Below are 23,969 nucleotides of genomic sequence, written 5' to 3'. Positions count from 1 at the left end.
AAGATAAAATTATGAAATCGTCAATTTTGACCAAGTTAGAAACGCTGGTTGAGCGTTATGAAGAAGTGCAGCATTTATTAGGCGATCCTGGTGTGATTGGCGATCAAAATAAATTCCGTACGCTATCAAAAGAGTATTCACAATTAGAAGAAGTGACACAATGCTTTCAGGCCTATCAACAAGCACAAGATGATCTCATTGCTGCCGAAGAAATGGCGCAAGAAGATGATGCTGAAATGCGTGAAATGGCACAAGATGAAATCAAAGAGGCAAAAGCGACGATTGAACGTTTAGCCGATGATTTACAAATATTATTGATTCCTAAAGATCCTAATGATGATCGCAACTGTTTCTTAGAGATTCGCGCTGGCGCGGGTGGTGATGAAGCCGGTATTTTTGCAGGTGATCTATTTCGAATGTATAGCCGTTTTGCAGAGAAAAAAGGCTGGCGTATTGAAGTGATGAGCAGCAACATTTCAGAGCAAGGTGGCTTTAAAGAAATGATCGCTAAAGTCGTTGGTGATGGTGCATTCGGCGTATTGAAATTTGAATCTGGTGGTCATCGTGTGCAACGTGTTCCTGCGACAGAATCTCAAGGTCGAGTTCATACTTCAGCTTGTACTTTAGCGGTAATGGCGGAAGTTCCTGAAGCTGAAATGCCTGAAATTAAAGCATCTGATCTTAAAATTGATACTTTCCGTTCATCGGGGGCGGGTGGTCAGCACGTTAACACCACCGATTCTGCTATCCGTATTACCCACTTACCAACGGGAACAGTGGTTGAGTGTCAAGATGAGCGCTCACAACATAAGAACAAAGCGAAAGCGATGACCGTGTTAGCGGCTCGTATTACTCAAGCTGAAATGGCGAAGCGAGCGGCTGAAGTGTCGGATACTCGTCGTAATCTACTTGGTTCTGGCGATCGTAGTGACCGTATTCGTACTTATAACTATCCACAAGGCCGAGTATCGGATCACCGTATTAACTTAACTTTATATCGCCTAGCCGAAGTAATGGAAGGGGATCTGCAAAGTTTGGTTGATCCTGTTATTCAAGAATATCAAGCCGATCAACTTGCGGCACTTGCTGAACAAAATTAAGTGAAGCAGAGAACTAAGTTAAAGAGAGCGAAGTTAAATAGATAGCTAGGTGAAGTAGATAGTAAGGTTAAGTAGATAAAAGTGAGAATCTATGAACTCGATTGAATGGCACCTTAAACAAGCTACCCAAGCTTTAAAAAATAGTGGTAGCGATACGCTCTCGTTAGATGCGGCGGTATTAATGTGCCATATTCTGGATAAACCTCGCAGTTATTTATTAACGTGGCCAGAGCGTGAATTAACGATCGAGCAACAGCATAAGTTTGATGCTTTGATACAACAACGCATTGAAGGTAAACCAGTCGCCTATTTAGTGGGAGAGCGAGAGTTTTGGTCTCTGTCATTAGAGGTGTCACCCTCAACCTTGATCCCACGCGCGGATACTGAGCGTTTGGTGGAGTTGGCTTTAGATAAAATTGCGTTATTAACTGAACGTAATATTAAGGGCGATATTTTAGATTTGGGGACGGGCACTGGCGCAATAGCACTGGCTCTTGCATCCGAGTTGCCATCTCATACGGTGATAGGTGTCGATTTACAGCCAGAAGCACAACAACTGGCGATTCGGAATGGTCAAAAACTGAATTTAACCAATGCTCACTTTTTGCAAGGCAGCTGGTTTGAACCATTAAGTGATGTAGCCCAATTTGGTTGTATCGTCAGTAATCCACCTTATATTGATCAGCACGACCCTCACTTGGTTTTAGGTGATGTTCGTTTTGAACCATTAACGGCTTTGGTGGCACAAGAAAAAGGTTTAGCGGATTTACGTTATATTGCCGAACACTCTCGCCAGCACTTGCATCATGGAGGTTGGTTACTGATGGAGCATGGATTTGAGCAAGGCGCTGAAGTTCGAAATATGCTCACTGAACTTGGTTATCATCAAGTGAGTACTGAAAAAGATTACGGGGATAACGATCGAGTAACGCTAGGTTGCTGGTCTTAATTAAGATTCACCTAAAATTATGTGAATTAATGGAGAAAGGAAAATTATGCTATATATGTCATTGAAGCATATTCATTTATTATCTATTGCGTTGAGCGTCTTTTTGCTGACATTACGCTATATTTTGATGATGATGGATTCATCGGTGTTGCATAAAAAGTGGCTAAAAATAACGCCGCATATTGTTGATACCGTGTTACTAGCCAGTGGTATTGCACTGATTTTTATTACGGGATTTATTCCGTTTACTCCTGCTGCCCCTTGGTTAACTGAAAAAATCACCTGCGTATTAGTTTATATTGCATTAGGTTTTATAGCGTTGAAACTGGGTAAAACTAAATTGATCCGTAGCATTGCTTTCTTTGGTGCATTAGGTTGGTTGTATTGGGCAGCTCACCTTGCCATAACTAAGGTGCCTACTTGGTAATGTCTAGTGAATTTTTAGAAGAAGATGATGGGACTGAAATCGATGAAATGGATCTGTTTGAGCAAGATTTAGATGAAGTCAGCCTGCTAGAGGGCGCGATTGAACTGAATTCTTTGATTAACCCTTCATCAGATACGGTTTGGATAAAAGCATCATTAGAGCAAATGTTCACTGAGCTAGAGCAGGCCTTAGCTCATTCAAGTGATTCATTGAGTGATACTTGTGGCATTCCAGCAGATGACATACATGACCAAGAGAGTATTCAAAAACAAAAATTTGAAGATTTTTTGCACTATTTCTATCATCAATGGGAATTTCAAGGAGATCATGAAACCTTCTTTGACTCACAAAATACATTTATTGAAACCGTATTAAAACGTCGTAAAGGTATCCCTGTCAGTTTAGGGGCTTTATTGTTGTATTTTGGTGAGAAGCTTGATTTTCCGATGGAAGCTGTGATGTTCCCTAGCCAATTTATCATTAAGTTAAAATGGGCTAATGAACCTGCGTTATATGTGAACCCTTTTAATGGTGAGTATTTAACTAAGTCGATATTGCGCGCTTGGTTAATTGGCTATGACGGTCCATTAGCACGATTGCAATCAAAGCATTTAATGGAGACCGACAATCCAACCGTTCTTGGTCGATGGCTTGCAGTGACCAAAGGTTCATTGATGCATGAAGACGAGTATTCCATGGCGTTAGAATGTGCCAATATTGCGCTCAGCTTTGCGCCTGATGATCCTTATGAAATTCGTGACCGAGGCTTTATTTATCAGCAGCTTGAGTGTAATCAAATGGCAGCTGAAGATTTCCAATACTTTATTGATAACTGCCCAGAAGACCCTTCAATAGAAGTGTTAAAGGTTCAGGTGTCTGCGTTAAATCGCGAGCAAACCACCATACATTAATGTCTAAGATATAAATCTTGATTGACGGAGTAAAAGTTATGCAACAGAAAATCGTACAAGTGGGTGATATCCCTGTCGCGAACGACAAACCATTTACCCTTTTTGCTGGTATGAATGTGTTGGAATCTCGCGATCTTGCTATGCAAATTTGTGAGCATTACGTAAAAGTGACCGAAAAATTAGGTATTCCTTACGTTTTTAAAGCCTCGTTTGATAAAGCGAACCGTTCATCTGTGCATTCTTACCGTGGTCCTGGTTTGGATGAAGGTATGAAAATTTTCCAAGAGTTGAAAGATACTTTTGGTGTGAAAATTATTACTGATATTCACAATGAAGCTCAAGCTCAACCTGTTGCTGATGTCGTGGATGTGATCCAACTTCCTGCTTTCCTTGCTCGTCAAACCGATCTTGTTGAAGCGATGGCAAAAACGGGTGCGGTTATTAATGTGAAAAAACCACAATTCATGAGCCCAAATCAAGTTGGTAATATCGTGGATAAATTCGCGGAATGTGGCAACGATAAAATCATTCTTTGTGAGCGTGGATCTTGCATGGGTTACGACAACTTAGTCGTGGATATGCTTGGCTTTGGCGTAATGAAAAAATCATCAAATGGTAGCCCAATCATTTTTGATGTGACGCATTCATTACAAATGCGTGATCCTTCTGGCGCGGCTTCTGGTGGCCGCCGTGAGCAAACTGTTGAGCTAGCAAAAGCTGGTTTAGCGACAGGGATTGCGGGTTTATTTATTGAAGCACATCCAAATCCTGATCAAGCGCGTTGTGATGGTCCATCAGCATTGCCACTGGATAAGCTAGAACCTTTCCTTAAACAAATGAAAGACCTTGATGATCTTATCAAAAGCTTTGCGTACATTGATATTCGTTAATTTCGATTAAACATATTCATTATCAAATCCAGTGATTTAGGTCACTGGATTTTTTTATCTCTCATCCGTAGCTTATCGTTTTATCCTTGTGATCGTCTTACCAAAATTTTGTGCTGAAGATACCGAAATGAATGAAATGGTTTAGACTATTTTCATTACCTTGAGAGTTAGGTTTTCCTTTTGCGTTATCCATTTTAAGTAGGTATTTATAATGAGACAGTTTGTATTTAAAGCATCAACGATTGCACTCGCGGTCGCTTCTCTTGCGGCATGTTCTTCCCTCAGTACTTCATCGACTCAACATGAATGGTTGGCGGATAAGACTTATAAACTTACGGTTCTTCATACTAACGATAATCATGGTCGCTTTTGGCAAAATGAAGAGGGTGAATATGGTATGTCGGCACGTAAAACATTGATTGACGGTATCCGTCATGAGGTGGAAGCAGAAGGTGGAAGTGTTTTACTTTTCTCTGGCGGTGATATCAATACTGGCGTTCCAGAGTCAGATTTACAAGATGCGGAGCCTGATTTTAAAGGCATGGATAAGATTGGTTACGATGCAATGGCGGTTGGTAACCATGAGTTTGATAACCCACTTTCGGTATTAATGAAGCAGCGTGATTGGATTAATTTCCCAATGTTATCTGCCAATATTTATGATAAAAAAACAGGTAAACGTTTATTCAAACCGTATGAGATTTTTGACGAGCAAGGCATCAAAATTGCTGTCATTGGTTTAACCACGGAAGATACGGCTAAGATTGGCAATCCCGAATATATTGGTGGTATTGAGTTTAGAGATCCTAAAGCAGAAGCTAAAAAGGTGATTGAGCAACTTGAATCCCATGAGAAACCGGATCTGATTTTTGCCGTAACTCACATGGGGCATTACGATAATGGCAACAGTGGAATCAACGCGCCGGGTGATGTGACGCTAGCTCGTTATTTACCAGAGGGCGAATTGAATATGATCGTTGGTGGCCATTCACAAGAACCTGTGTGTATGGAGTCCGATAATCATCGTAATCTGGATTATAAACCGGGTGAATCTTGTATTCCTGATCAGCAAAATGGCACTTGGATCGTACAAGCCCATGAATGGGGGAAATATGTTGGACGCGCCGATTTTGAGTTTAAAAACGGCCAATTAAATATGGTAAGTTATGACCTTATTCCGGTGAATTTGAAGAAAAAAGTGGATGTGAATGGCAAGTCGAAAAAAGTATTTGTACAAAATGAAATAGCGCAAGATGCCGATCTGCATCAGTTCTTAAAGCCTTATCAAGAAAAAGGTCAAGAGAAGTTGAATGTAAAAATTTCTTATACCGATGGCAAACTTGAAGGTGACCGAAATGTGGTGCGTTATAAGCAAACCAATTTAGGTCGTTTGATTGCACTGTCACATATGCAACGCATGAACGCTGATTTTGCAGTCATGAATTCTGGTGGCGTTCGCGATTCGATTCAAGCTGGCGACATCACTTATAAAGACGTATTGAAAGTACAACCGTTTGGCAATATCGTGACTTATATTGATATGAAAGGCAGTGATGTGCTTGATTATCTCAATGTAGTAGGAACCATGCCTATAGATTCAGGAGCTTATGTCCAGTTTGCAGGTATCGCAATGACGGTGTCTAATAACAAAGTGAGTGATGTGAAAATTGGTGGCAAGGCGCTCGATCCTAATAAAATGTATCGCTTTACAGTACCTAGTTTTAACGCCGCGGGTGGCGACGGTTATCCTAAAATTACCGATAAAAAAGGATTCGTAAATACTGGCTTTGTTGATGCTGAAGTATTAAAAGATTATTTAGAAAAGCACAATCCAATCAAAGTGTCAGACTACGAACCGAAAGGTGAAATTCAATATCAATAAGTAAATTTAATTGCTATTGAGGCGACGATAATTTGTTAACTTACTAAGCTAATTTGTTAACTTCCTAAGCAGTGTCATAATAGGGCGCTGCTTTTTATTGGTCATCACTCGTTTAAATCAATATCTTCAAGGATTGAACCATGACACCGGCTATTAATCTCGCTAAAAAGAAAAAAATCATTCATACCGTTCATCAATATACCCACGATCCAAAAGCCGCGAGCTATGGATTGGAAGCGGCAGAAGCATTAGGCCAAGATCCGGCTCAAGTCTTTAAGACTTTATTGTTTTGTTTAAATGGCGAAGCTAAGAATCTTGCCGTGGCGATTGTTCCAGTAGAAAACAAGCTAAATCTTAAGCAAGCCGCGAAAGCCGCAGGCACTAAGAAAGCCGAAATGGCAAATCCTGAGATCGCACAAACGGTAACAGGTTATGTGGTGGGAGGTATTAGTCCGTTAGGTCAAAAGAAAGCCTTGCCGACTTTCATTCATAGTAGTGCACAAGAATTCGAAACGATATGTGTATCAGCGGGTAAGCGAGGATTAGAGATTGAATTAACACCAGATGATTTGGCGATGTTAACGCGTGCTAAATTTGTGGATTTGTGTGGATAATGAAAGGGAGGCCCGAAATCCGAGCCTCAATAATTAATTCTATTACGCTTTGCCTTTCGGTGACCATTTTTTGATAGTGCTGCTATTTGAATTACCAAAGCGAGAACTTTTTGCTGCTGGTTTAGTCGGGCTTGAGCCGCTTGGCTTATCTTGATTACGACTACGATTGCCACCAGAGCGCTCACCTTCTTTATTTGGGCGAGCTTTACGTTCAAATTCACCTTTACCGCGGTAAGTTTTAAACTGTGGCTGTTGCTCACTTGAGGACTCACGTTGCTTAGCAAATTCCCGTTCTTTTTCGGCTTTCGCCTGTAGGCGTGCATCGTGCAATTTTGCATCGGTAGCTTTGGTCATTGTGTGCCCGTCAGCATCCACCATTGACGCTTCTTTTGTCCCTACTGAACCTTCAATCATCTCATGAATTTCAGCTACTTCGGCATCGGTTAAATAGCGCCATTTACCATTGGGTAGACCATCAATGGATATATTCATAATACGCACGCGACGTAATTTATACACATCATAACCTAGCGCTTCACACATACGACGGATCTGGCGGTTTAAGCCTTGTGTTAACACCATACGGAAGGAAAAATCCGTTTCTTTGGTGATTTTACATGGCAAAGTGACGGTATCTAAAATCTCAACGCCCGAAGACATTTTTTCAGTAAACTCCTCCGTAATGGGTTTATCAACACGCACTACATATTCTTTATCGTGTGAGTTACCCGCGCGAAGGATTTTATTGACGATATCGCCATCATTGGTCAGGAAAATCAAACCATCAGACGATTTATCCAAGCGGCCAATCGGGAATATACGCTTATGATGACCAATAAAATCGATGATGTTGCCTTCAACATGACGTTCAGTTGTGCAAGTAATGCCAGTGGGCTTATTCAGTGCGATATAAATCGGTTTTTCTTTGCTACGTACCGGCTTATGGTCAACCATCACTTCATCGGTTGGCAGTACTTTTGTACCCATTTCAGGAATCGAGCCATTGATCGTGACGCGTCCTTGTTCGATAAGCTTATCGGCTTCACGACGCGAACAAAAACCAGAATCACTGATGTATTTATTTAAACGAATAGCAGAAGGAGGCGTTGTCATAATGATCTCTCTTTGACGTTTCACAACGGAAATACTTAAACGAAGAAATGTTGTTTATCGTTTAAGTCGAATTAGGCGCTGGAGTCTAACAGTTTGTGTTAAAAATAAACAGATTAACTCATGCGTTTTTGATGACGTTCTCGGTTGTCGAGTTTCATTTCAGCGCTTTTCTTAATCAATACATAAACAGCGCCAGAACCACCATGAAATGGTTGTGCACTGTGAAAGCACATGACATCGGCGATTTGTTCTAGCCAAGTCGCAAGGTAGCTTTTGATTAATGCGGGTGGGTTAGAGCGCTCACCTTTACCATGAACAATTAACACGCTACGAGTATCTAAACGTTGAGCTTGACGTAAAAACGAAATCACGTCATCTCTTGCTTGTGCAAGGGTACGACGATGTAAATCAAGTTTAGCGGTAATTGGGTATTTGCCTAAACGTAATTTACGAAATACCCCATCTTGGATCCCATCTTTTTTATATTCCAAAATAGCGTCAGGTTGCAGCATCGGCGCATTATCTAAAGACAGATATTCGTCGTATTGATCAGATAACGAAACTGCCGCAAGACGACGAGCAAAATGCGCTTCAGTTATTAAAGGTTCTTTCGTGCGAATGGTAGTATCTTGTTCGATGGGTTTTACATCACTCATCATCTGTTGGAATAAATCTAAATCGTTATCGTCATTCATATCATGACTCCATTGAATGAGAATGATGTGCAAATTATAGCGACTTGGTGGCATATGTGAATGCATCTTGATTAGTAATTAATCGATTAAATTTTATTTTTGAATTTCTTAGGTTTATTGCTTTAAAGGCCTTGCTATCGCTAATTAAATCCGTAATATACGCATCTTAGTCAGCAACAAGTTGTTGATTAAATCTCGGTGAATAGCGCAGTTTGGTAGCGCATCTGGTTTGGGACCAGAGGGTCGGGGGTTCGAATCCCTCTTCACCGACCACTTTTAAAAAGCCTCACAGAAATGTGAGGCTTTTTGTGTTTTTAGCTCTCAGTGAATAGTGCAGTTTGGTAGCGCATCTGATTTTAAAACAAAAAACGGACCAGAGGGTCGGGGGTTCACTGATGTTTAAATACGGGCTCTTCACCGACCACTTTTAAAAAGCCTCACAGAAATGTGAGGTTTTTGCGTTTTAACTCTCAGTGAATAGCGCAGTTTGGTAGCGCATCGGGCTTTGAAAACAAAAAACGGACCAGAGGGTCGGGGGTTCACTGATGTTCAAAAGCGGGCTCTTCACCGACCACTTTTAAAAAGCCTCACAGAAATGTGAGGCTTTTTGCGTTTTAGCTCTCAGTGAATAGCGCAGTTTGGTAGCACATCGAGCTTTGAAAACAAAAAACGTACCAGAGGATCGGGAGTTCACCGATGTTCAAATACGGGCTCTTCACCGACCACTTTATAACGACGCGAGGCCTTATCTAGTAAGGCTTTTCGTTTTTTTTGTAAAAAATTTGGCACAGTAACGTATAGGTGTGCCGATAATGTATTTAAGTGAAAATCGTAATTCATCCTACTATTCTAGGATCTGCTTTCCTCTATATCTACAGTGTGCTCGTCAATTTCAGACTACTAAATCAAATTTGCATACAGATCTAAGATTTATTTCTTGAGTTAGTTAATAATATTTTTTGACTTAACTTACCAAGAGAAAAACATGGACGATTTTAGCCCGTCGGATTTAAAAACCATATTACATTCAAAGCGCGCCAATATGTATTATCTTGAGTATTGTCGCGTGATGCAAAAAGATGGACGAGTGCTGTATCTCACCGAATCCAAACATGAAAACCAGTACTTTAATATTCCCATTGCGAATACCACTGTCTTGCTTTTGGGTAACGGTACTTCGATCACTCAAGCCGCCATGAGAATGTTGGCACAGGCGGGCGTATTGGTGGGGTTTTCTGGTGGTGGAGGCACGCCGTTGTACATGGCAAACGATGCAGAACAGCCGATCGAATGGTTTACCCCACAAAGTGAATATCGACCAACCGAATACCTACAAGGTTGGATGCAGTTTTGGTTTGATGATCAAAAGCGGATCGCCGCCGCAAAAAGCTTTCAACTGGCCAGAATTAAATATTTAGAAAAAGTATGGAGCAATAATCGAGAGTTGAAGATGGAAGGCTTTGATTTTAATGATAAGCAGATCCAAGGCTTCTTAGACGATTTTTACTTGCGTACCGACAACGCGGTGAAACAAAGTGAATTATTGTTAACCGAGGCTCAATTGACCAAACGCTTATACAAATACGCTGCCAACGCCACCCAACAATCCAATTTTAAACGTCAACATCAATCTACTGATCTTGCTAACGACTTCTTAAATCATGGTAACTATTTAGCCTATGGTTTGGCCGCCTGTACGCTTTGGGTATTGGGGATCCCACATGGCTTTGCCGTCATGCATGGCAAAACTCGCCGTGGCGCCTTGGTATTTGATGTTGCCGATTTAATCAAAGATGCCATCGTGCTTCCCTGGGCTTTTATTTGCGCCAAAGAACAAGCCAGTGAACAAGAATTTAGACAACAAGTCCTGCAAGCCTTCACCGATAATAAAGCACTGGATTATATGTTTGATACTGTAAAAAATATCGCATTATCTGAGCGTAATAAAATAGAGAAAAATCAAACTGAGGATCAAGAGGGTACCGAATCATGATGGTGACTTTTGTATCACAATGTGAAAAAAAGGCGCTTAAAAAAACACGTCGAGTACTGGATGCCTTTGCCAATCGAATTGGTGACAACACTTGGCAAACCTTGATCACAGAAGATGGATTGCTCACGGTTAAGAAGATGTTACGCAAAACTGCCAGCCGTAGCACCGCCGTCAGTTGCCATTGGATCCGCTCACGTTCAAGAACGCAATTATTGTGGGTAGTGGGAAATCGGCTGAAATTTAATAGTGAAGGCGTAGTGCCAGTAAACCGAACACAACTTAATTTAGACCATAAAGAATGGGAAAGTGGTTGGCACTTAAATGAAGCGATTGTGCTAGCAACAGGTATTGCTGCGTTATTTCATGATTTTGGCAAAGCCAATGATCTATTCCAAGCGAAGCTCAAAGGGCTGACAGAATCCAAAGGCGAACCGTATCGTCATGAATGGGTATCACTGCGCTTATTTGAAGCTTTTGCTAATGATTTCACCGATCTGCAATGGCTGACCAAGCTTGCCAATATCGATAAGACTTATCAAGATACCGAGCAAAAAGTACTGAATGACCTTCATAATGAACAAACTCATCATCGTCCGTTTACTCAACTTGCCCCTTTCGCCAAGCTGGTGGCATGGTTAATTGTGTCACATCACCGTTTACCCGTGTCTAATGTTGATGAGGTAAATATACAAGCTATCGATCAGTGGTTAGCTCGTTGTTTTGATTGCCATTGGAACTCAGCTAATGCCAAGGATCTCATCAACATAGAGCCGCGGTTAATAAAGCAAAATTGGCAGTTTAGCCATGGTACGCCTTTACTTAGTCAACCTTGGCAACAACAAGCGAAAAAAATTGCACAGCGAGCATTGAACTACCCAATGATATTGTCGGATCAGACGTGGTTTGAACAGCGTTTTGTGGCTCATGTATCACGGTTATCTTTGATGTTGGCGGATCACTATTATTCTTCTCTACCAATTGAAAAATCGAAAGCAACGTGGCGTGATCGAGATTACCAAGCCTTTGCTAATACCGATCGACAAGAGGCCAGTGCGAGCGACTATGCACTAAAACAAAAACTCGATGAACATAATATTGGCGTGTCGGTTAACGCTCAACGATTTGTTCAAAATTTGCCTTCTTTGAAATATACCCTGCCGACTTTAGCACAGCATAAATTGTTTACTCGTCGTAGTGATAATTCCAAATATCATTGGCAGGAAAAAGCATTCAAATTAGCTAAAACAATCGCGAAATCCAGTGAGCGACAAGGTTTCTTTGGCGTGAATATGGCGTCGACTGGTTGTGGTAAAACCATGGCAAATGCTCGCATCATGTATGGTTTATCGGATGAGCGTGAAGGGTGTCGTTTTTCGGTGGCATTAGGCTTACGCACATTAACGTTGCAAACCGGTGATGCCTATCGAGATTTACTTAAATTAGGTGATGATGAATTAGCGGTATTGATTGGCTCACAAGCAGTCAAAGCCTTACATCAACTGAATCAACACAAAACGCAACCAAATCCTTCAGGGAGTGATTCGGCAGATGATTTATTTGAGCAACTGTTTATCAGTTATGAAGGCCAGATTTATGATGGTCGCTTAAAGCATTGGTTAGCCGGAAATCCTAAGCTAGAGCAGTTGATCAGTGCGCCTATTTTAGTCAGCACTATTGACCATTTAATGCCCGCAACAGAAAGCCAACGAGGAGGAAAACAAATTGCTCCCATGTTGCGCTTACTCACCTCTGATTTAATTTTGGATGAACCTGATGATTTTGGTTTAGAAGACATGCCAGCATTATGCCGTTTAGTGAATTGGGCCGGCATGTTGGGCGCTCGGGTATTGTTATCGTCTGCAACCTTGCCACCATCATTAATTGCAACGCTATTTGAGTCTTATTCCGCCGGACGACAACAATTCAATCAAGCCAATTTCGCTGAAATTAAAGACAGTTCGGTGATCTGTGCTTGGATTGATGAATTCAAAAGTGAGATTTTTGAACCTGAAAGTAAAAAGTTATTTATACAGCAGCATCGATCATTTGTTGCTGATCGGGTAAAAAAATTAGCAGGAAGCCAACAAGCGCTGCGTAAAGGACAATTAGTGTCGGTCGATGTGAAACCGGTCACGGAAGACTCTCGTAGTAACGGTGATCATGCAGTGTATCAAGCTGTTGCGACAACGATATCCCAGCAGATACACGCACTGCATGATAAGCATAATGTCACTAACGGTGATGGACGAAAAGTGTCCGTTGGGGTGGTGAGAATAGCCAATATCAACCCGATGATTGCAGTCTCGAAATTATTAACAGCTATGTCACCGCACGAAAATTACAGCCTGCACTTTTGCGTTTATCATTCTCAGTTTCCTTTGGCGTTACGCTCGAATAAAGAAAATCGATTAGATGTCACTTTAACGCGTTACGACTCCCAACAACTCTGGCAACAAGCTGAAATTCAGCGGGTACTGGAAAAGACAAATACTAAAAATAATATTTTCGTGGTACTTGGAACGTCAGTGGTTGAAGTGGGGCGCGATCATGATTATGACTGGGCGATAGCAGAACCGAGCTCGTTGCGTTCATTAATTCAACTTGCTGGCCGTGTGCAACGTCATCGTCAACAACCGCCAGAGCACGCCAACTTAATGGTGCTTAGCCAAAATATACGTGCGTTAAAAGGTGAACCATCCGCTTATTGTCAGCCGGGATTTGAAAGCTCAGTATTACCATTGGCAACGCATGATCTTCATCACTTAATAACCAATGAGTTAGAGAGTATTTCTGCTATCCCGCGCATTGTTGAGCCTGAGATATTGAATCAAATAAATAACTTTCGCAAAGTAGATACTTCAACAAATAGCCGCGGTAAAGCCATGCCTGTGAATAATTTTGGGCTACAAGAGCATCGTGCACTGCGTATTGCTTTATCTCCTGTCGGCGGAAATAAAGCAGGAGCTGATTTTTATCGCAGCTATAAAGAAGCCTCATTGTGGTGGCAAACCGATACCGCGTGGAATGCGGAATTTATAAAACAAACCCCATTCCGCCAGTCTCATTTACAAGAAGCTTTTGTTCTAAGGTTAATCGATGAGACTGAATTGGGTTGGTATCAACTGGACACCACCCGTAAGCCCTATAAATACACCCCACAAAATAGTCATTTTCAATTAGATAATTGCCAGCTAGCCAGGGGATGCTATTGGTGGTTTGATGATAATATTGAACAAATATATCAGCAATTAGCGGAACGGATGAACAGTACCGTTGAGATAGTGAGTGATAAATTCGGTGAAATTAATTTACGCACCTCAAATGAACAAGGTGCCGAAAAACCTTGGCATTGGCATCCTCAGTTGGGTGTTTATGAATCAAAATAGTAGAAGGGAAATTGAATGGAATTAACCTTAAGTGGGGCGATTGCTGAGTATATCGAGCAACGTAAACAGACCAAGTTAGAACCGCTTCAAAAGGTTCGCGATAAGATCTTAAATAGCACAGATGATGTGGTAATGCTTGCACAAGCGAAAGCGGATTATGCAGAAAAGTCAGCGCCAATTGAAGCTACATTTAAGCCTAACGTATGGATCACAGATGCAGCAAAGCGTGCCAAGCAGATCAGCTTAGCCACACATGCAGCAAAATTCACTCACAGTGATGCGAAAGCAAGCAGTGTATTGGTTAGTGAATTCAATATAGAGAACGATGCTTACCTTACAACCGCGAGTTTGCCAAATAAAGCGATTGATGCAGTGGGAAATGCGGCGGCATTAGACGTGGCAAAATTACTAAAAATTACGATTAACGGTGAAAGCCTTATTACGCAATTACAACACAATCATATGGAAGCATTAGTGATCTTTAGTCAAGATCAAGCTCAATTGAAACAGTGGCAATCTAGGTTTAAATTGGGATTAGGTGAGCTAGATGTCTCTGCGCACACCTTGACCAAACAACTTTACTTTCCAATTGGTGATATTCAACCAGTACAGACAGAGGATCAAGTCGAGCAATACCACCTGCTGTGTCCTTTATTTTCATCTTCCATGGCACATGAAATGCATCGGCAAGTGACTTCGACACGTTTTGGGGAATCTAAAGAGATCCGCGATGCGCGCCGCAAAGGGCATTATCATGGAGAGTTAGAACAAAGCTTTCCAGCGACCGCGGTACAAAATTTTGGTGGTTCTAAACCACAAAATATTTCGCAGTTAAATAGTGAGCGTTATGGACAAAGCTTTTTGCTGAACTGCGCTCCTCCTAGATACCAAGCTCAAACAAAACCACCATTGACTAGCACGAGTTTCTTTAATCGGCAGTTAAGTTATAAATCAGCAGGATTATTACGTGAGTTTAAAACATTCCTCGAAGGGCTGACTGAGCAAGAAAGTAACTTCAACACTCGCTACCAGCGTGACTATCATTATGTGCGCCCAATCATTGATACCGTGCTTAATCATGCTGCAATGATACAAAGCTTATCGGATCATGCGGGTTGGGCAAACAATGAAGAATGCGTATTAAAAGCAGAGCATGGCTTATGGCTAGACATCAATAACCTCAACTCAAAATTTCAAACTGAACGAGAAAAAGGCGAATGGTTGCTGGTGGTGATGCAAGATTTTGCTCGCTGGTTAACCTATCAACTCAAAAGCAAAGATGGCTATGTATTAGGCGATGTGGAACAAAATTATTTCAGCAAACTGTTTTTGAAAGAATTAAAACGCTTTGAACGCGGCATATCAATAGCGGAGAAAGCTTAGCATGCAACATTATCTCTTGATTAAAAAATTGTCAGTTCAAAATGCCAATGCCATCGCAGGGTTAACATATGGTTTTCCGGCTATAACGAATTTTCTTGGTTTTGCTCATGCGTTGTCGCGTAAGTTAAATCCCAGCTTACAAGTCTCCCTTGGTGGCGTTACCGTCGTCAGTCATAACAACATAGTCCATGCCAGACAGCCTAAAGGGTGGGGCGATTATGTTTTTGCCTTAACGCGCAACCCATTAACTCAACAAGGAAATACCGCTCCGATTAACGAAGAGGGTCGCATGAATATGCAAGTGTCTTTATTGATCGAGTTGCATGGTCATATTGCTGGCGACGCTCAGACGAAACAAGACATGCTGGCACAGTTAAACCAAATCATTCCGACTTTACGTGTCGCCGGAGGACAAATCTTAAATGTTGAAAGCCTAGATATTTTAGTGACAGAGCAAGATCAAAAACAAGCATTGCGTCGATTAATGCCGGGCTTTGCTTTAGTGGATCGCAGTGATTACCTTTCTGATCATTACCAAGCTCTGTGCCAAGAAAATACCGAGGTCAGTTTGTTTGATGCTTGGTGTGATTTTTCCAAGCTCAAATATCAAGCCACGAGAGAAAATACATCAGAAGAACGGACCGATACAGAGCAAGCAATAAAAGCAAAATGGACATTTAAGCCAAAACCCAAGGTGGGGTATTTAGTTCCTATTGCAGCCGGTTATTGCGCTATTTCTCCTGTTTATTCTGCAGGTGAAGTGGCGAAAGTGCGTGATAAAAACGTACCCGTTGTTTTTGCCGAAACGGCCTACAGTGTGGCGGAATGGCGCAGTGTTCATGCCCTTAATCATATCAGCGAAGGTGTATGGCGTTATGAACATCATTACCCTTGGTATTTAGCCAAATCGCAACCGATACAAACGCATATTCCCACTATTGAAGAACTCGACAACGAAACGTTTGATTTAGATTATTAAACAATTTACGGAGAATTAAACATGGCAGATGTAAAACTAAAAACCCCATCAGTATTGGCATTTGAAGCCAAACTTATTCCATCAGATGGCTTAATGTTTGCGGGTAACTGGGCACAAAATGAATGGCTACCGATCAATGTGGGCGAGAAAGCGGTGCGCGGGACTATTTCAAATCGACAAAAAGCGGCGATAGCAAATGATCCACTGAAATTGGATGCAGAGGTATCTAAAGCCAATTTGCAAACTGTCGATGTGGCAGCTCTTACACATGCAGCTGATACATTAAAATTAGTGTTTACTCTACGAGTATTAAGCGATTTACATATCCCTTCAACTTGTAATAGCCCTGCCTATCAAGCAGCGTTAGCGGAAAAGGTGAAAAGCTATCAACAAACAGAAAGCTTTAGCGAACTCGCTAAGCGTTACGCTTATAACATTGCCAGTGGACGTTTTTTATGGCGTAACCGAGTGGGCGCAGAAGCGGTCAAAGTGGTGGTTTCGACCAAAGAGAAAAAATTTGAATTTAATAGCTATGACTTTAGCCTGCGTGATTTTTCTGATAACGCACAAGTATCAGAATTAGCGACTGTTATCCAACACGGTTTAACCGACCAACATGCACTGCTTAAAATAGAAGCTTATAGTCAGTTAGGTGAAGGACAGATGGTGTATCCGTCCCAAGAACTCGTTATGGGCGGAAGTAAAGGTGATAAGAGCAAATTCTTATATCAACTTGATGGTCAAGCCGCAATGCACTCACAAAAAATTGGTAATGCACTTCGCACCATTGATACATGGCACCCTGAATTTGAAGAAGTAGGCCCTATTGCAGTTGAACCGTACGGGTCCGTCACCAATCGCGGTGCGGCATATCGTCAACCAAAACAGAAAAATGATTTCTATAATTTGCTAGATTGTTGGATGATCAAAGATAAAGAGCCAGAGCTTGAACAAAAACATTATGTAATGGCAATGCTGATCCGTGGTGGAGTCTTTGGCGAATAAGGATAACCAATGAAGTTTTTTCAAGATATTACTTTATTACCCAGTGAAGAGATGGAACACCATTTCTTGTGGGAAAAACTCTACCATCAAGTTCATTTGGCTTTGGTAGAGCATAAAAATTCAATGGGCCAGTTCTCTATTGCTGTGGCATTTCCGCAATATAGTCTGGAAAAAAGTCGTTTGGGTGGAAAGTTACGCTTATTCTCACAAAGTGAGTCGGAACTTGAGCAATTAAATATCGCTAAGTGGTTGGCTCGTTTTACTGATTATCTTCATGTGTCAAGTATTCGCCCTGTGCCAGATAACGTGGTAAAGCAAGTGAGTTACTCAAGGCCAAAAGTACGGACTAGCAAAGATCGAGAAATCAGACGTCGAATGAAAAGACACAATGAAACCTTAGATCAAGCGACGGTTCACTTTTCAGGATTTAAAATACGTACCACGAAAGCGCCATTTGTTTACATGCAAAGCTATACCAAAGGGACACGTTTCCCTTTGTTTATTTGTGAGAATGAGATTGAAGTTACTCCGGAGAATATGGTTACTTTTGATAGTTATGGGTTATCTAGCCAAGGATGTTTACCCAAGTTTTAACCTTTAATTTTAGGTCTTTAACAATTTCAAATAAAAACAATAGGTTACAATGAACTTTTTTGAGAAGGTAAAATAAACCTTTTTAACGTAAGCACTTGTTGTAACTTATTTTTATGTTGTTAGTCTACTCTTCACTGCCGCACAGGCAGCTTAGAAAAAGGTATTTCTAATTCTGCTGTTCGAGGCTTTCTTCACTGCCGCACAGGCAGCTTAGAAAAACGTCTAATGTTAACCAAGAACTACAAGCTTCTTCACTGCCGCACAGGCAGCTTAGAAAAGAGAAAGTAGATCACTCGCTCATCTTAAAAACTTCACTGCCGCACAGGCAGCTTAGAAACTCTTGCTACAACTGCGCTATTACCTGTTACTCTTCACTGCCGCACAGGCAGCTTAGAAAAATAGGGATACCGTTAGTTATAGACAATGTAACTTCACTGCCGCACAGGCAGCTTAGAAATTGTTCATTGACTATATCAAACAATGGAAAACCTTCACTGCCGCACAGGCAGCTTAGAAAATTATAAATAGCTCATCTATATGTGCATATCACTTCACTGCCGCACAGGCAGCTTAGAAAGCATCTATCGGTTGTAAGGTTGCGGATCAACTCTTCACTGCCGCACAGGCAGCTTAGAAAAAGCGGTCAAAATAGGAATAAACGCGATTGCTCTTCACTGCCGCACAGGCAGCTTAGAAAGGTCAAAAAATACCGTGGGCGATCGTGCTTCACTTCACTGCCGCACAGGCAGCTTAGAAATGTTGGGCTGTACGAGTGCGAGAAAGCTAAATCTTCACTGCCGCACAGGCAGCTTAGAAAATCATCACTAGTAACATAATCCCGTAATGCCACTTCACTGCCGCACAGGCAGCTTAGAAAACGGAAGTTCGAGCGTGAAACATCGGAACTGACTTCACTGCCGCACAGGCAGCTTAGAAAAAGCACCACAGTGAAATTGCGGCCCATTGCGCCTTCACTGCCGCACAGGCAGCTTAGAAATGTTAACTCAATAAGGCGATCAATATGTTTATCTTCACTGCCGCACAGGCAGCTTAGAAAATCGTCATCCACGGTTATCGACGCGGGAGTTGCTTCACTGCCGCACAGGCAGCTTAGAAAATCAAGCAGGGTTGCATCTGAGTACGCCCATACTTCACTGCCGCACAGGCAGCTTAGAAAAATAAGGAAAAACAAAAATGCTAAATTTCAACCTTCACTGCCGCACAGGCAGCTTAGAAAAAGGCGAGCACCATTATCGAGTAAAGCTATTTCTTCACTGCCGCACAGGCAGCTTAGAAATAAATCTGACAATTGCAAACCTATGATGAACCCTTCACTGCCGCACAGGCAGCTTAGAAAAATATAGAATTGGTTTGGTCTTGCAGCCATGTCTTCACTGCCGCACAGGCAGCTTAGAAAGTGATTAGTTATGACACTTCGGTACTGCATCACTTCACTGCCGCACAGGCAGCTTAGAAATAGGCACGATTCAACAACAAATGTCAAAGGTGCTTCACTGCCGCACAGGCAGCTTAGAAACTGCTAGCGCTTCAATGGGTTTAAACTTGCAACTTCACTGCCGCACAGGCAGCTTAGAAAATAACGTCAATGTCACCAGAGCCAAACGATTCCTTCACTGCCGCACAGGCAGCTTAGAAATGTCGCAATATCTTAAACCTCGACCACCATAGCTTCACTGCCGCACAGGCAGCTTAGAAATCATACTTATCAAATAAGTCATAGCTTTCATCCTTCACTGCCGCACAGGCAGCTTAGAAAATTAACATTGTTGATAACAACAAATGCGAGGTCTTCACTGCCGCACAGGCAGCTTAGAAAAAACAGCGGCTACCACAGCTCAAGAAGCAGCGCTTCACTGCCGCACAGGCAGCTTAGAAAGCCAACCCCTTTGCTTGATCTGGCTTTACTTTCTTCACTGCCGCACAGGCAGCTTAGAAAGCTTTTGGAAAGTGTTTGCAGCAGCCGATAAGCTTCACTGCCGCACAGGCAGCTTAGAAATTCATTATCAACCGTTAACGTTATTTATAACCCTTCACTGCCGCACAGGCAGCTTAGAAATAAGAAGCATATAGGCGTTGTTATTTATGGTTCTTCACTGCCGCACAGGCAGCTTAGAAACACATTGGCTCTAATGGTATAATGGAGTCCCACTTCACTGCCGCACAGGCAGCTTAGAAATGTCATTAATAAGCGATACACATATCAAATCGCTTCACTGCCGCACAGGCAGCTTAGAAATCAAGCGTCTGGTCTCTTAGCTTTTTCATCCACTTCACTGCCGCACAGTGTAGTGATCTCTTAAACCATGGTGATGAAGAGGCTTTTCACAAAACTCTTTACTTAAACATTAGTCGTGAGTAATATGATTCATATTACTAAACACTAATGTGAATTATATGAACGATAAACTACAGTCTGAAATGAAATTTCTCCGAGGTGTCGCGGAAAGAAATCGCCTGTGTATTCTCCTATCGCTAAAGGATGGTGAAAAAATAGTAGGTGAGATCACGGAACTTACCGCCAGTTCTCAATCCAATATTTCACAACATCTGGCTTGTCTGAAAGGATGCGGGATGATTAAACGTCGTCAAGAAGGCAAGTATTGCTACTACAGCCTTTCGGGTTCGTATATGTTGGATTTCTTAAACATGCTTGATGTGCTGATGGATAAGATTGGAACAGACGTAAGCTGCTGCGAGTTGGATACAGCACTCATTTCGAGAGAATTTAATGAATAATAAAAATAGTGATACACAAACCTGTTGTGAAGAGAGAATATCGCAGCCCTCTGCTGACCTAATGCCTAAACAGCCAAATATTACCTTTTCTTCGTTTAATAAAATAGTCGACAAAAAAACGAAAGATCAGCCGTCTATTCAGCAATCAAAGCCAGTGAGCAAGAAAGAAGATAGCTGTTGTTCTTCTGATAAATGCGGGCCTGAAACACCAGCTATAAAGCAAGAAACCGATATTTTATTGGATTATCTTGTGAGTGGTATGGATTGTCCTTCTTGCAGTACGACCATTGTGAACCGTCTAACACAGATGGCAGGCGTGACTCGCTGTGAGGTTAACTTCAGTGCAGGTACAATGCAGGTTTCGCTGAATGAAGCTAGCGCACAACCTAGTGTGGAGAATGCCGTTAAAAAGCTCGGATTCTCATTGGATCTTGTACAAAATCATTCGGGAGAGGACTTTACAATATATGGCATGGATTGCGGAGCCTGTGCGGTAACACTCGAAAAACACATGAGAAAACTGATCGGTGTAGAGTCGGTTACTGTCAACTTTTCCAGCGGAATGATGTCGCTCAAACACAACCTCTTACAGGAAAAAATCCTCGCTGAAGTGAAAAAGGCAGGGTATCAGGCTCAGCCTATATCTGAAGCCTCTTCTAGTCAGCAATCTGGGCGGTTCAATGGCCTAGGTAATGTCATTATTTCAGGCGTCGCATTAGTCGTTGGCTTTATGCTTTCTTACCTTAATGTGGATCCTATATTTTCGACTCTGTTATATGCAGTAGCGATTGTCGCGGGTGGACTGAAACCACTTCGTAGTGCTTGGTATGCGGTTCTTAGCCGTTCGCTGGATATGAACGTACTCATGTGTTCCGCTGCCATTGGCGCCGCTATTATTGGAGAGTGGCTGGAAGGCGCAAGCGTCGTGCTTCTATTCTCTTTGGGCACTGCGCTACAGACTCGTAGCATCGAAAAAACACGTAAATCAATACGCAGCCTTATGATGCTGGCACCAGAATCTGCCAACATTTATCATGAGGGTAAATGGATCACTATGCCGGTGTCTCAGGTTAAGCCCGACGACGTTATGTTAGTGAAGCCGGGTGATCGTTTACCTCTTGATGGCGTGGTGCTTAAAGGGGAATCGAGTGTCAATCAGGCACCGATTACGGGTGAGTCTATCCCAGCAGAGAAGACCATTGGAAGTGAGGTTTACGCCGGCAGCATTAACCACAATGGTGTGCTGGAAGTTCGGATCACCCGCCCAGCCTCTGATACGGCACTGGCACGTATTATCCATATGGTCGAGGATGCACAGAGCCGAAAATCGCCGATGCAAGGTTTGGTTGAACGGTTTTCTGTCGTGTACACACCGGTCGTGTTCATTGTTGCTTTATTGATCATGTTTCTACCTCCACTACTTGGTTTGGGTGATTGGGCAGAGTGGTTCTATCGTGGGCTTGAGTTGTTGGTCGTTGCGTGCCCTTGTGCATTAGTTATCTCAACGCCAGTCGCTATTGTTTCCGCGATCGGAAATGCTGCGCGTAATGGGATTTTGGTAAAAGGCGGGATCACACTTGAAAAACTAGGCGCCATTCGTGCCCTCGCATTTGACAAAACAGGAACACTGACCGAAGGCAAACCACGAGTCACCAGTTGGGAAGCATTTAGTGGTAATGATCAAACATTACTCAGTATCGCGTTAAGTATTGAAGCACATTCAACCCATCCACTTGCTAGCGCCGTTAGCCAGTTTGCTCGTGAACATGGTGGCACTGAAATGGCGTCTTCAGCTCAAAAAACGATTCCTGGCAAAGGGGAGACGGCAGAAATAAATAGCGAAGTTTGGTTTGCTGGAAATGAAAAACTCTTCAGCGACATAGATCTACCTAACATGGTGAGTGATAAAATAGAACAACTGAAATTACAAGGCGCTACGTTGGTGCTATTGGGAACCAAACAGAAAGTCGCGGGTATATTTGCTATTTCCGACACCATCCGTAGTACCACTATTGAAGCGCTTAAAGAGCTAAAAATAGCTGGGATCACGCATACTCTGATGTTGACTGGTGATAATGAAGGCACTGCAAAAACGATTGCAAAAGAGGCAAACATTGATGCTTGGCGTGCTAATCTTATGCCAGAAGATAAAGTCAGTGTCATTGAAGAGTGGCAAGAAAAAGGTATCGCTATCGCTATGATTGGAGATGGTATTAATGATGCACCAGCTCTTGCGGCGGCAAATATCGGGATTGCGATGGGGGGCGCGGGTACAGACTCAGCGATTGAAACTGCCGATGTGGTTCTAATGTCTGATCAATTAGAAAAACTGCCACATGCTTTTGCATTGAGTCGACTCACCTCTGCCATTATTATGCAAAATATAGTCTTTTCACTTGCTGTTAAAGCTATCGCTCTGGCGCTCATTTTTCCTGGCTGGCTTACACTATGGATGGCGGTATTAAGCGATACTGGTGCAGCACTCATTGTGATTTTGAACAGCCTACGGTTATTGCGGTTTTCACATAAACGAGCGGCTAAAAAATGATTATTGCTACAGCCTAAAAGCGATGTTTGAGTTATTGCCATCGAGAATGTAAACCATCGCAAAAAGCCCTTTTCTATAAGGGCTTTATCTTTTTAATCGTTTTTTTCGTAATAAAATTTTAATCCGAAATAAACCCGACATTTATTTGTCATGATTTAGACTTATTCTATTTGTCTGATTTGTTAATTCACGATTTAGAGGCACATATGAACAAGAAAATTATCGTGGTGATGCTTGGGGTTATAAGTTTATTTTCGCCTGCATCATACGCAAACGATGTAAAAACTGGTGATATTATTAATGTCAGTTTGCACGAACTTATCCCGACTCAGCCTTCGGTTGGATATGATCAAATAATGTATAAGCTGGGTCGTTATCAATTTGATCGGAAGAAAATGTTTGATGAAGTGTGTGAAGCGAATGGTCAAAAAGGGGTTAAAGAAGTATCTGACAATGCACAACCGAATATCCCTTCAAGCTTTACGTGCAAATTAGCTGTAGGCAAGCGTAAACAAGATATGAAAACCGTAGTGATTGCGCCAGATGGTGATTATTACCTCACGGATGGTCACCATACGTTTAATGTTTTTTATGAAATGTCGGAAGGTGGTGCAGATTTTCATATCAATGTCATTGTTGCAAAAGATTACCGTGGCATAAAGAGTATGGATAAATTTTGGACGCAAATGCAAAAAGATGGCAATACATGGTTATTTGACGTTAACGGTAATCCTATTGATTAT

General features: G+C 42.0%; 18 protein-coding genes, 1 tRNA gene, 1 pseudogene and 1 CRISPR repeat array. Of the genes and pseudogenes, 18 read left to right on the top strand and 2 right to left on the bottom strand.

The window, feature by feature from the left end:
• Nucleotides 1-11: 11 nt before the first annotated feature.
• From prfA to ybaK, 7 genes are all read left to right on the top strand, one after another.
• Entirely contained in the window at nt 12-1,100 is a 1,089-nt protein-coding gene (prfA, locus tag FH976_RS11630; protein ID WP_194091021.1) for a peptide chain release factor 1, read from the top strand.
• Nucleotides 1,101-1,191: 91 nt separating this feature from the next.
• Nucleotides 1,192-2,049: a peptide chain release factor N(5)-glutamine methyltransferase gene (gene prmC, locus FH976_RS11625; RefSeq protein WP_194091020.1), complete on the top strand. Its 858-nt coding sequence runs from the start codon at nt 1,192-1,194 to the stop codon at nt 2,047-2,049.
• Between the two features lie 46 nt (nt 2,050-2,095).
• A complete protein-coding gene (locus tag FH976_RS11620) occupies nt 2,096-2,476 on the top strand; it encodes a SirB2 family protein (protein ID WP_194091019.1) in 381 nt (126 codons plus the stop codon).
• The gene (locus FH976_RS11615) at nt 2,476-3,387 is read left to right on the top strand and encodes a SirB1 family protein (protein WP_228767420.1); all 912 of its coding nucleotides are present in this window, start codon (nt 2,476-2,478) and stop codon (nt 3,385-3,387) included. The genes FH976_RS11620 and FH976_RS11615 overlap by 1 nt, the downstream gene beginning before the upstream one ends.
• A 38-nt stretch (nt 3,388-3,425) precedes the next feature.
• A complete protein-coding gene (gene kdsA, locus FH976_RS11610) occupies nt 3,426-4,277 on the top strand; it encodes a 3-deoxy-8-phosphooctulonate synthase (protein WP_194091018.1) in 852 nt (283 codons plus the stop codon).
• Nucleotides 4,278-4,488: 211 nt separating this feature from the next.
• On the top strand, nt 4,489-6,159 hold the full coding sequence (gene ushA, locus FH976_RS11605) for a bifunctional UDP-sugar hydrolase/5'-nucleotidase UshA (protein ID WP_194091017.1): 1,671 nt from the start codon (nt 4,489-4,491) through the stop codon (nt 6,157-6,159).
• Between the two features lie 140 nt (nt 6,160-6,299).
• Nucleotides 6,300-6,773: a Cys-tRNA(Pro) deacylase gene (gene ybaK / locus FH976_RS11600; RefSeq protein ID WP_194091016.1), complete on the top strand. Its 474-nt coding sequence runs from the start codon at nt 6,300-6,302 to the stop codon at nt 6,771-6,773.
• A 42-nt stretch (nt 6,774-6,815) separates the two neighbouring features.
• On the opposite strand, the gene rluF is transcribed toward ybaK, so the two are convergent.
• Both rluF and smrA read right to left on the bottom strand, forming a co-directional pair.
• A complete protein-coding gene (gene rluF, locus FH976_RS11595) occupies nt 6,816-7,886 on the bottom strand; it encodes a 23S rRNA pseudouridine(2604) synthase RluF (RefSeq protein WP_194091015.1) in 1,071 nt (356 codons plus the stop codon).
• Between the two features lie 113 nt (nt 7,887-7,999).
• Nucleotides 8,000-8,581: a DNA endonuclease SmrA gene (gene smrA / locus FH976_RS11590; RefSeq protein WP_194091014.1), complete on the bottom strand. Its 582-nt coding sequence runs from the start codon at nt 8,579-8,581 to the stop codon at nt 8,000-8,002.
• 196 nt (nt 8,582-8,777) lie between these two features.
• Here smrA and FH976_RS11585 point away from each other — a divergent pair.
• From FH976_RS11585 to FH976_RS11535, 11 genes and pseudogenes are all read left to right on the top strand, one after another.
• A tRNA-Pro gene (locus tag FH976_RS11585) sits at nt 8,778-8,854 on the top strand.
• A gap of 198 nt (nt 8,855-9,052) precedes the next feature.
• Nucleotides 9,053-9,155: pseudogene (locus FH976_RS11580) on the top strand.
• A 411-nt stretch (nt 9,156-9,566) separates the two neighbouring features.
• Nucleotides 9,567-10,574 (top strand): type I-F CRISPR-associated endonuclease Cas1f, encoded by a 1,008-nt coding sequence (gene cas1f, locus FH976_RS11575; RefSeq protein WP_194091013.1) that lies wholly within the window; start codon nt 9,567-9,569, stop codon nt 10,572-10,574.
• Nucleotides 10,571-13,960, top strand: a complete 3,390-nt coding sequence (cas3f, locus tag FH976_RS11570; RefSeq protein ID WP_194091012.1) for a type I-F CRISPR-associated helicase Cas3f — start codon at nt 10,571-10,573, stop codon at nt 13,958-13,960. The genes cas1f and cas3f overlap by 4 nt, the downstream gene beginning before the upstream one ends.
• Before the next feature lie 15 nt (nt 13,961-13,975).
• Nucleotides 13,976-15,343 carry a type I-F CRISPR-associated protein Csy1 gene (gene csy1 / locus FH976_RS11565; protein ID WP_194091011.1) on the top strand — a complete coding sequence of 456 codons (1,368 nt, stop codon included), beginning with the start codon at nt 13,976-13,978 and terminating at the stop codon, nt 15,341-15,343.
• A 1-nt stretch (nt 15,344) separates the two neighbouring features.
• Nucleotides 15,345-16,322 carry a type I-F CRISPR-associated protein Csy2 gene (gene csy2 / locus FH976_RS11560; protein ID WP_194091010.1) on the top strand — a complete coding sequence of 326 codons (978 nt, stop codon included), beginning with the start codon at nt 15,345-15,347 and terminating at the stop codon, nt 16,320-16,322.
• 21 nt (nt 16,323-16,343) lie between these two features.
• A complete protein-coding gene (csy3, locus tag FH976_RS11555; RefSeq protein WP_194091009.1) occupies nt 16,344-17,327 on the top strand; it encodes a type I-F CRISPR-associated protein Csy3 in 984 nt (327 codons plus the stop codon).
• Between the two features lie 9 nt (nt 17,328-17,336).
• Nucleotides 17,337-17,921 (top strand): type I-F CRISPR-associated endoribonuclease Cas6/Csy4, encoded by a 585-nt coding sequence (gene cas6f, locus FH976_RS11550; RefSeq protein WP_194091008.1) that lies wholly within the window; start codon nt 17,337-17,339, stop codon nt 17,919-17,921.
• Between the two features lie 129 nt (nt 17,922-18,050).
• Nucleotides 18,051-20,178: a CRISPR direct-repeat array (repeat unit 28 nt; unit sequence CTTCACTGCCGCACAGGCAGCTTAGAAA).
• 158 nt (nt 20,179-20,336) lie between these two features.
• The gene (locus FH976_RS11545; protein WP_194091007.1) at nt 20,337-20,678 is read left to right on the top strand and encodes an ArsR/SmtB family transcription factor; all 342 of its coding nucleotides are present in this window, start codon (nt 20,337-20,339) and stop codon (nt 20,676-20,678) included.
• On the top strand, nt 20,671-23,226 hold the full coding sequence (locus FH976_RS11540; protein WP_228767419.1) for a heavy metal translocating P-type ATPase: 2,556 nt from the start codon (nt 20,671-20,673) through the stop codon (nt 23,224-23,226). The genes FH976_RS11545 and FH976_RS11540 overlap by 8 nt, the downstream gene beginning before the upstream one ends.
• Before the next feature lie 206 nt (nt 23,227-23,432).
• A partial coding sequence (locus FH976_RS11535) for a ParB/Srx family N-terminal domain-containing protein (RefSeq protein WP_194091006.1) occupies nt 23,433-23,969 on the top strand: 537 nt, incomplete at its 3' end.

This window comes from Vibrio hibernica (assembly GCF_015223435.1).
GTDB classification, from domain to species: Bacteria; Pseudomonadota; Gammaproteobacteria; order Enterobacterales; family Vibrionaceae; genus Vibrio; species Vibrio hibernica.
The sequence above is the reverse complement of the archived record's forward strand: the minus strand, read 5'-3'. Positions and strand labels throughout refer to the sequence as shown.

Excerpts from the sequence above, each read along its gene's own strand:
- prfA (WP_194091021.1), top strand. The coding sequence starts at position 12 with ATGAAATCGTCAATTTTGACCAAGTTAGAAACGCTGGTTGAGCGTTAT.
- prmC (WP_194091020.1), top strand. The coding sequence starts at position 1,192 with ATGAACTCGATTGAATGGCACCTTAAACAAGCTACCCAAGCTTTAAAA.
- FH976_RS11620 (WP_194091019.1), top strand. The coding sequence starts at position 2,096 with ATGCTATATATGTCATTGAAGCATATTCATTTATTATCTATTGCGTTG.
- FH976_RS11615 (WP_228767420.1), top strand. The coding sequence starts at position 2,476 with ATGTCTAGTGAATTTTTAGAAGAAGATGATGGGACTGAAATCGATGAA.
- kdsA (WP_194091018.1), top strand. The coding sequence starts at position 3,426 with ATGCAACAGAAAATCGTACAAGTGGGTGATATCCCTGTCGCGAACGAC.
- ushA (WP_194091017.1), top strand. The coding sequence starts at position 4,489 with ATGAGACAGTTTGTATTTAAAGCATCAACGATTGCACTCGCGGTCGCT.
- ybaK (WP_194091016.1), top strand. The coding sequence starts at position 6,300 with ATGACACCGGCTATTAATCTCGCTAAAAAGAAAAAAATCATTCATACC.
- rluF (WP_194091015.1), bottom strand. The coding sequence starts at position 7,886 with ATGACAACGCCTCCTTCTGCTATTCGTTTAAATAAATACATCAGTGAT.
- smrA (WP_194091014.1), bottom strand. The coding sequence starts at position 8,581 with ATGAATGACGATAACGATTTAGATTTATTCCAACAGATGATGAGTGAT.
- cas1f (WP_194091013.1), top strand. The coding sequence starts at position 9,567 with ATGGACGATTTTAGCCCGTCGGATTTAAAAACCATATTACATTCAAAG.
- cas3f (WP_194091012.1), top strand. The coding sequence starts at position 10,571 with ATGATGGTGACTTTTGTATCACAATGTGAAAAAAAGGCGCTTAAAAAA.
- csy1 (WP_194091011.1), top strand. The coding sequence starts at position 13,976 with ATGGAATTAACCTTAAGTGGGGCGATTGCTGAGTATATCGAGCAACGT.
- csy2 (WP_194091010.1), top strand. The coding sequence starts at position 15,345 with ATGCAACATTATCTCTTGATTAAAAAATTGTCAGTTCAAAATGCCAAT.
- csy3 (WP_194091009.1), top strand. The coding sequence starts at position 16,344 with ATGGCAGATGTAAAACTAAAAACCCCATCAGTATTGGCATTTGAAGCC.
- cas6f (WP_194091008.1), top strand. The coding sequence starts at position 17,337 with ATGAAGTTTTTTCAAGATATTACTTTATTACCCAGTGAAGAGATGGAA.
- FH976_RS11545 (WP_194091007.1), top strand. The coding sequence starts at position 20,337 with ATGAACGATAAACTACAGTCTGAAATGAAATTTCTCCGAGGTGTCGCG.
- FH976_RS11540 (WP_228767419.1), top strand. The coding sequence starts at position 20,671 with ATGAATAATAAAAATAGTGATACACAAACCTGTTGTGAAGAGAGAATA.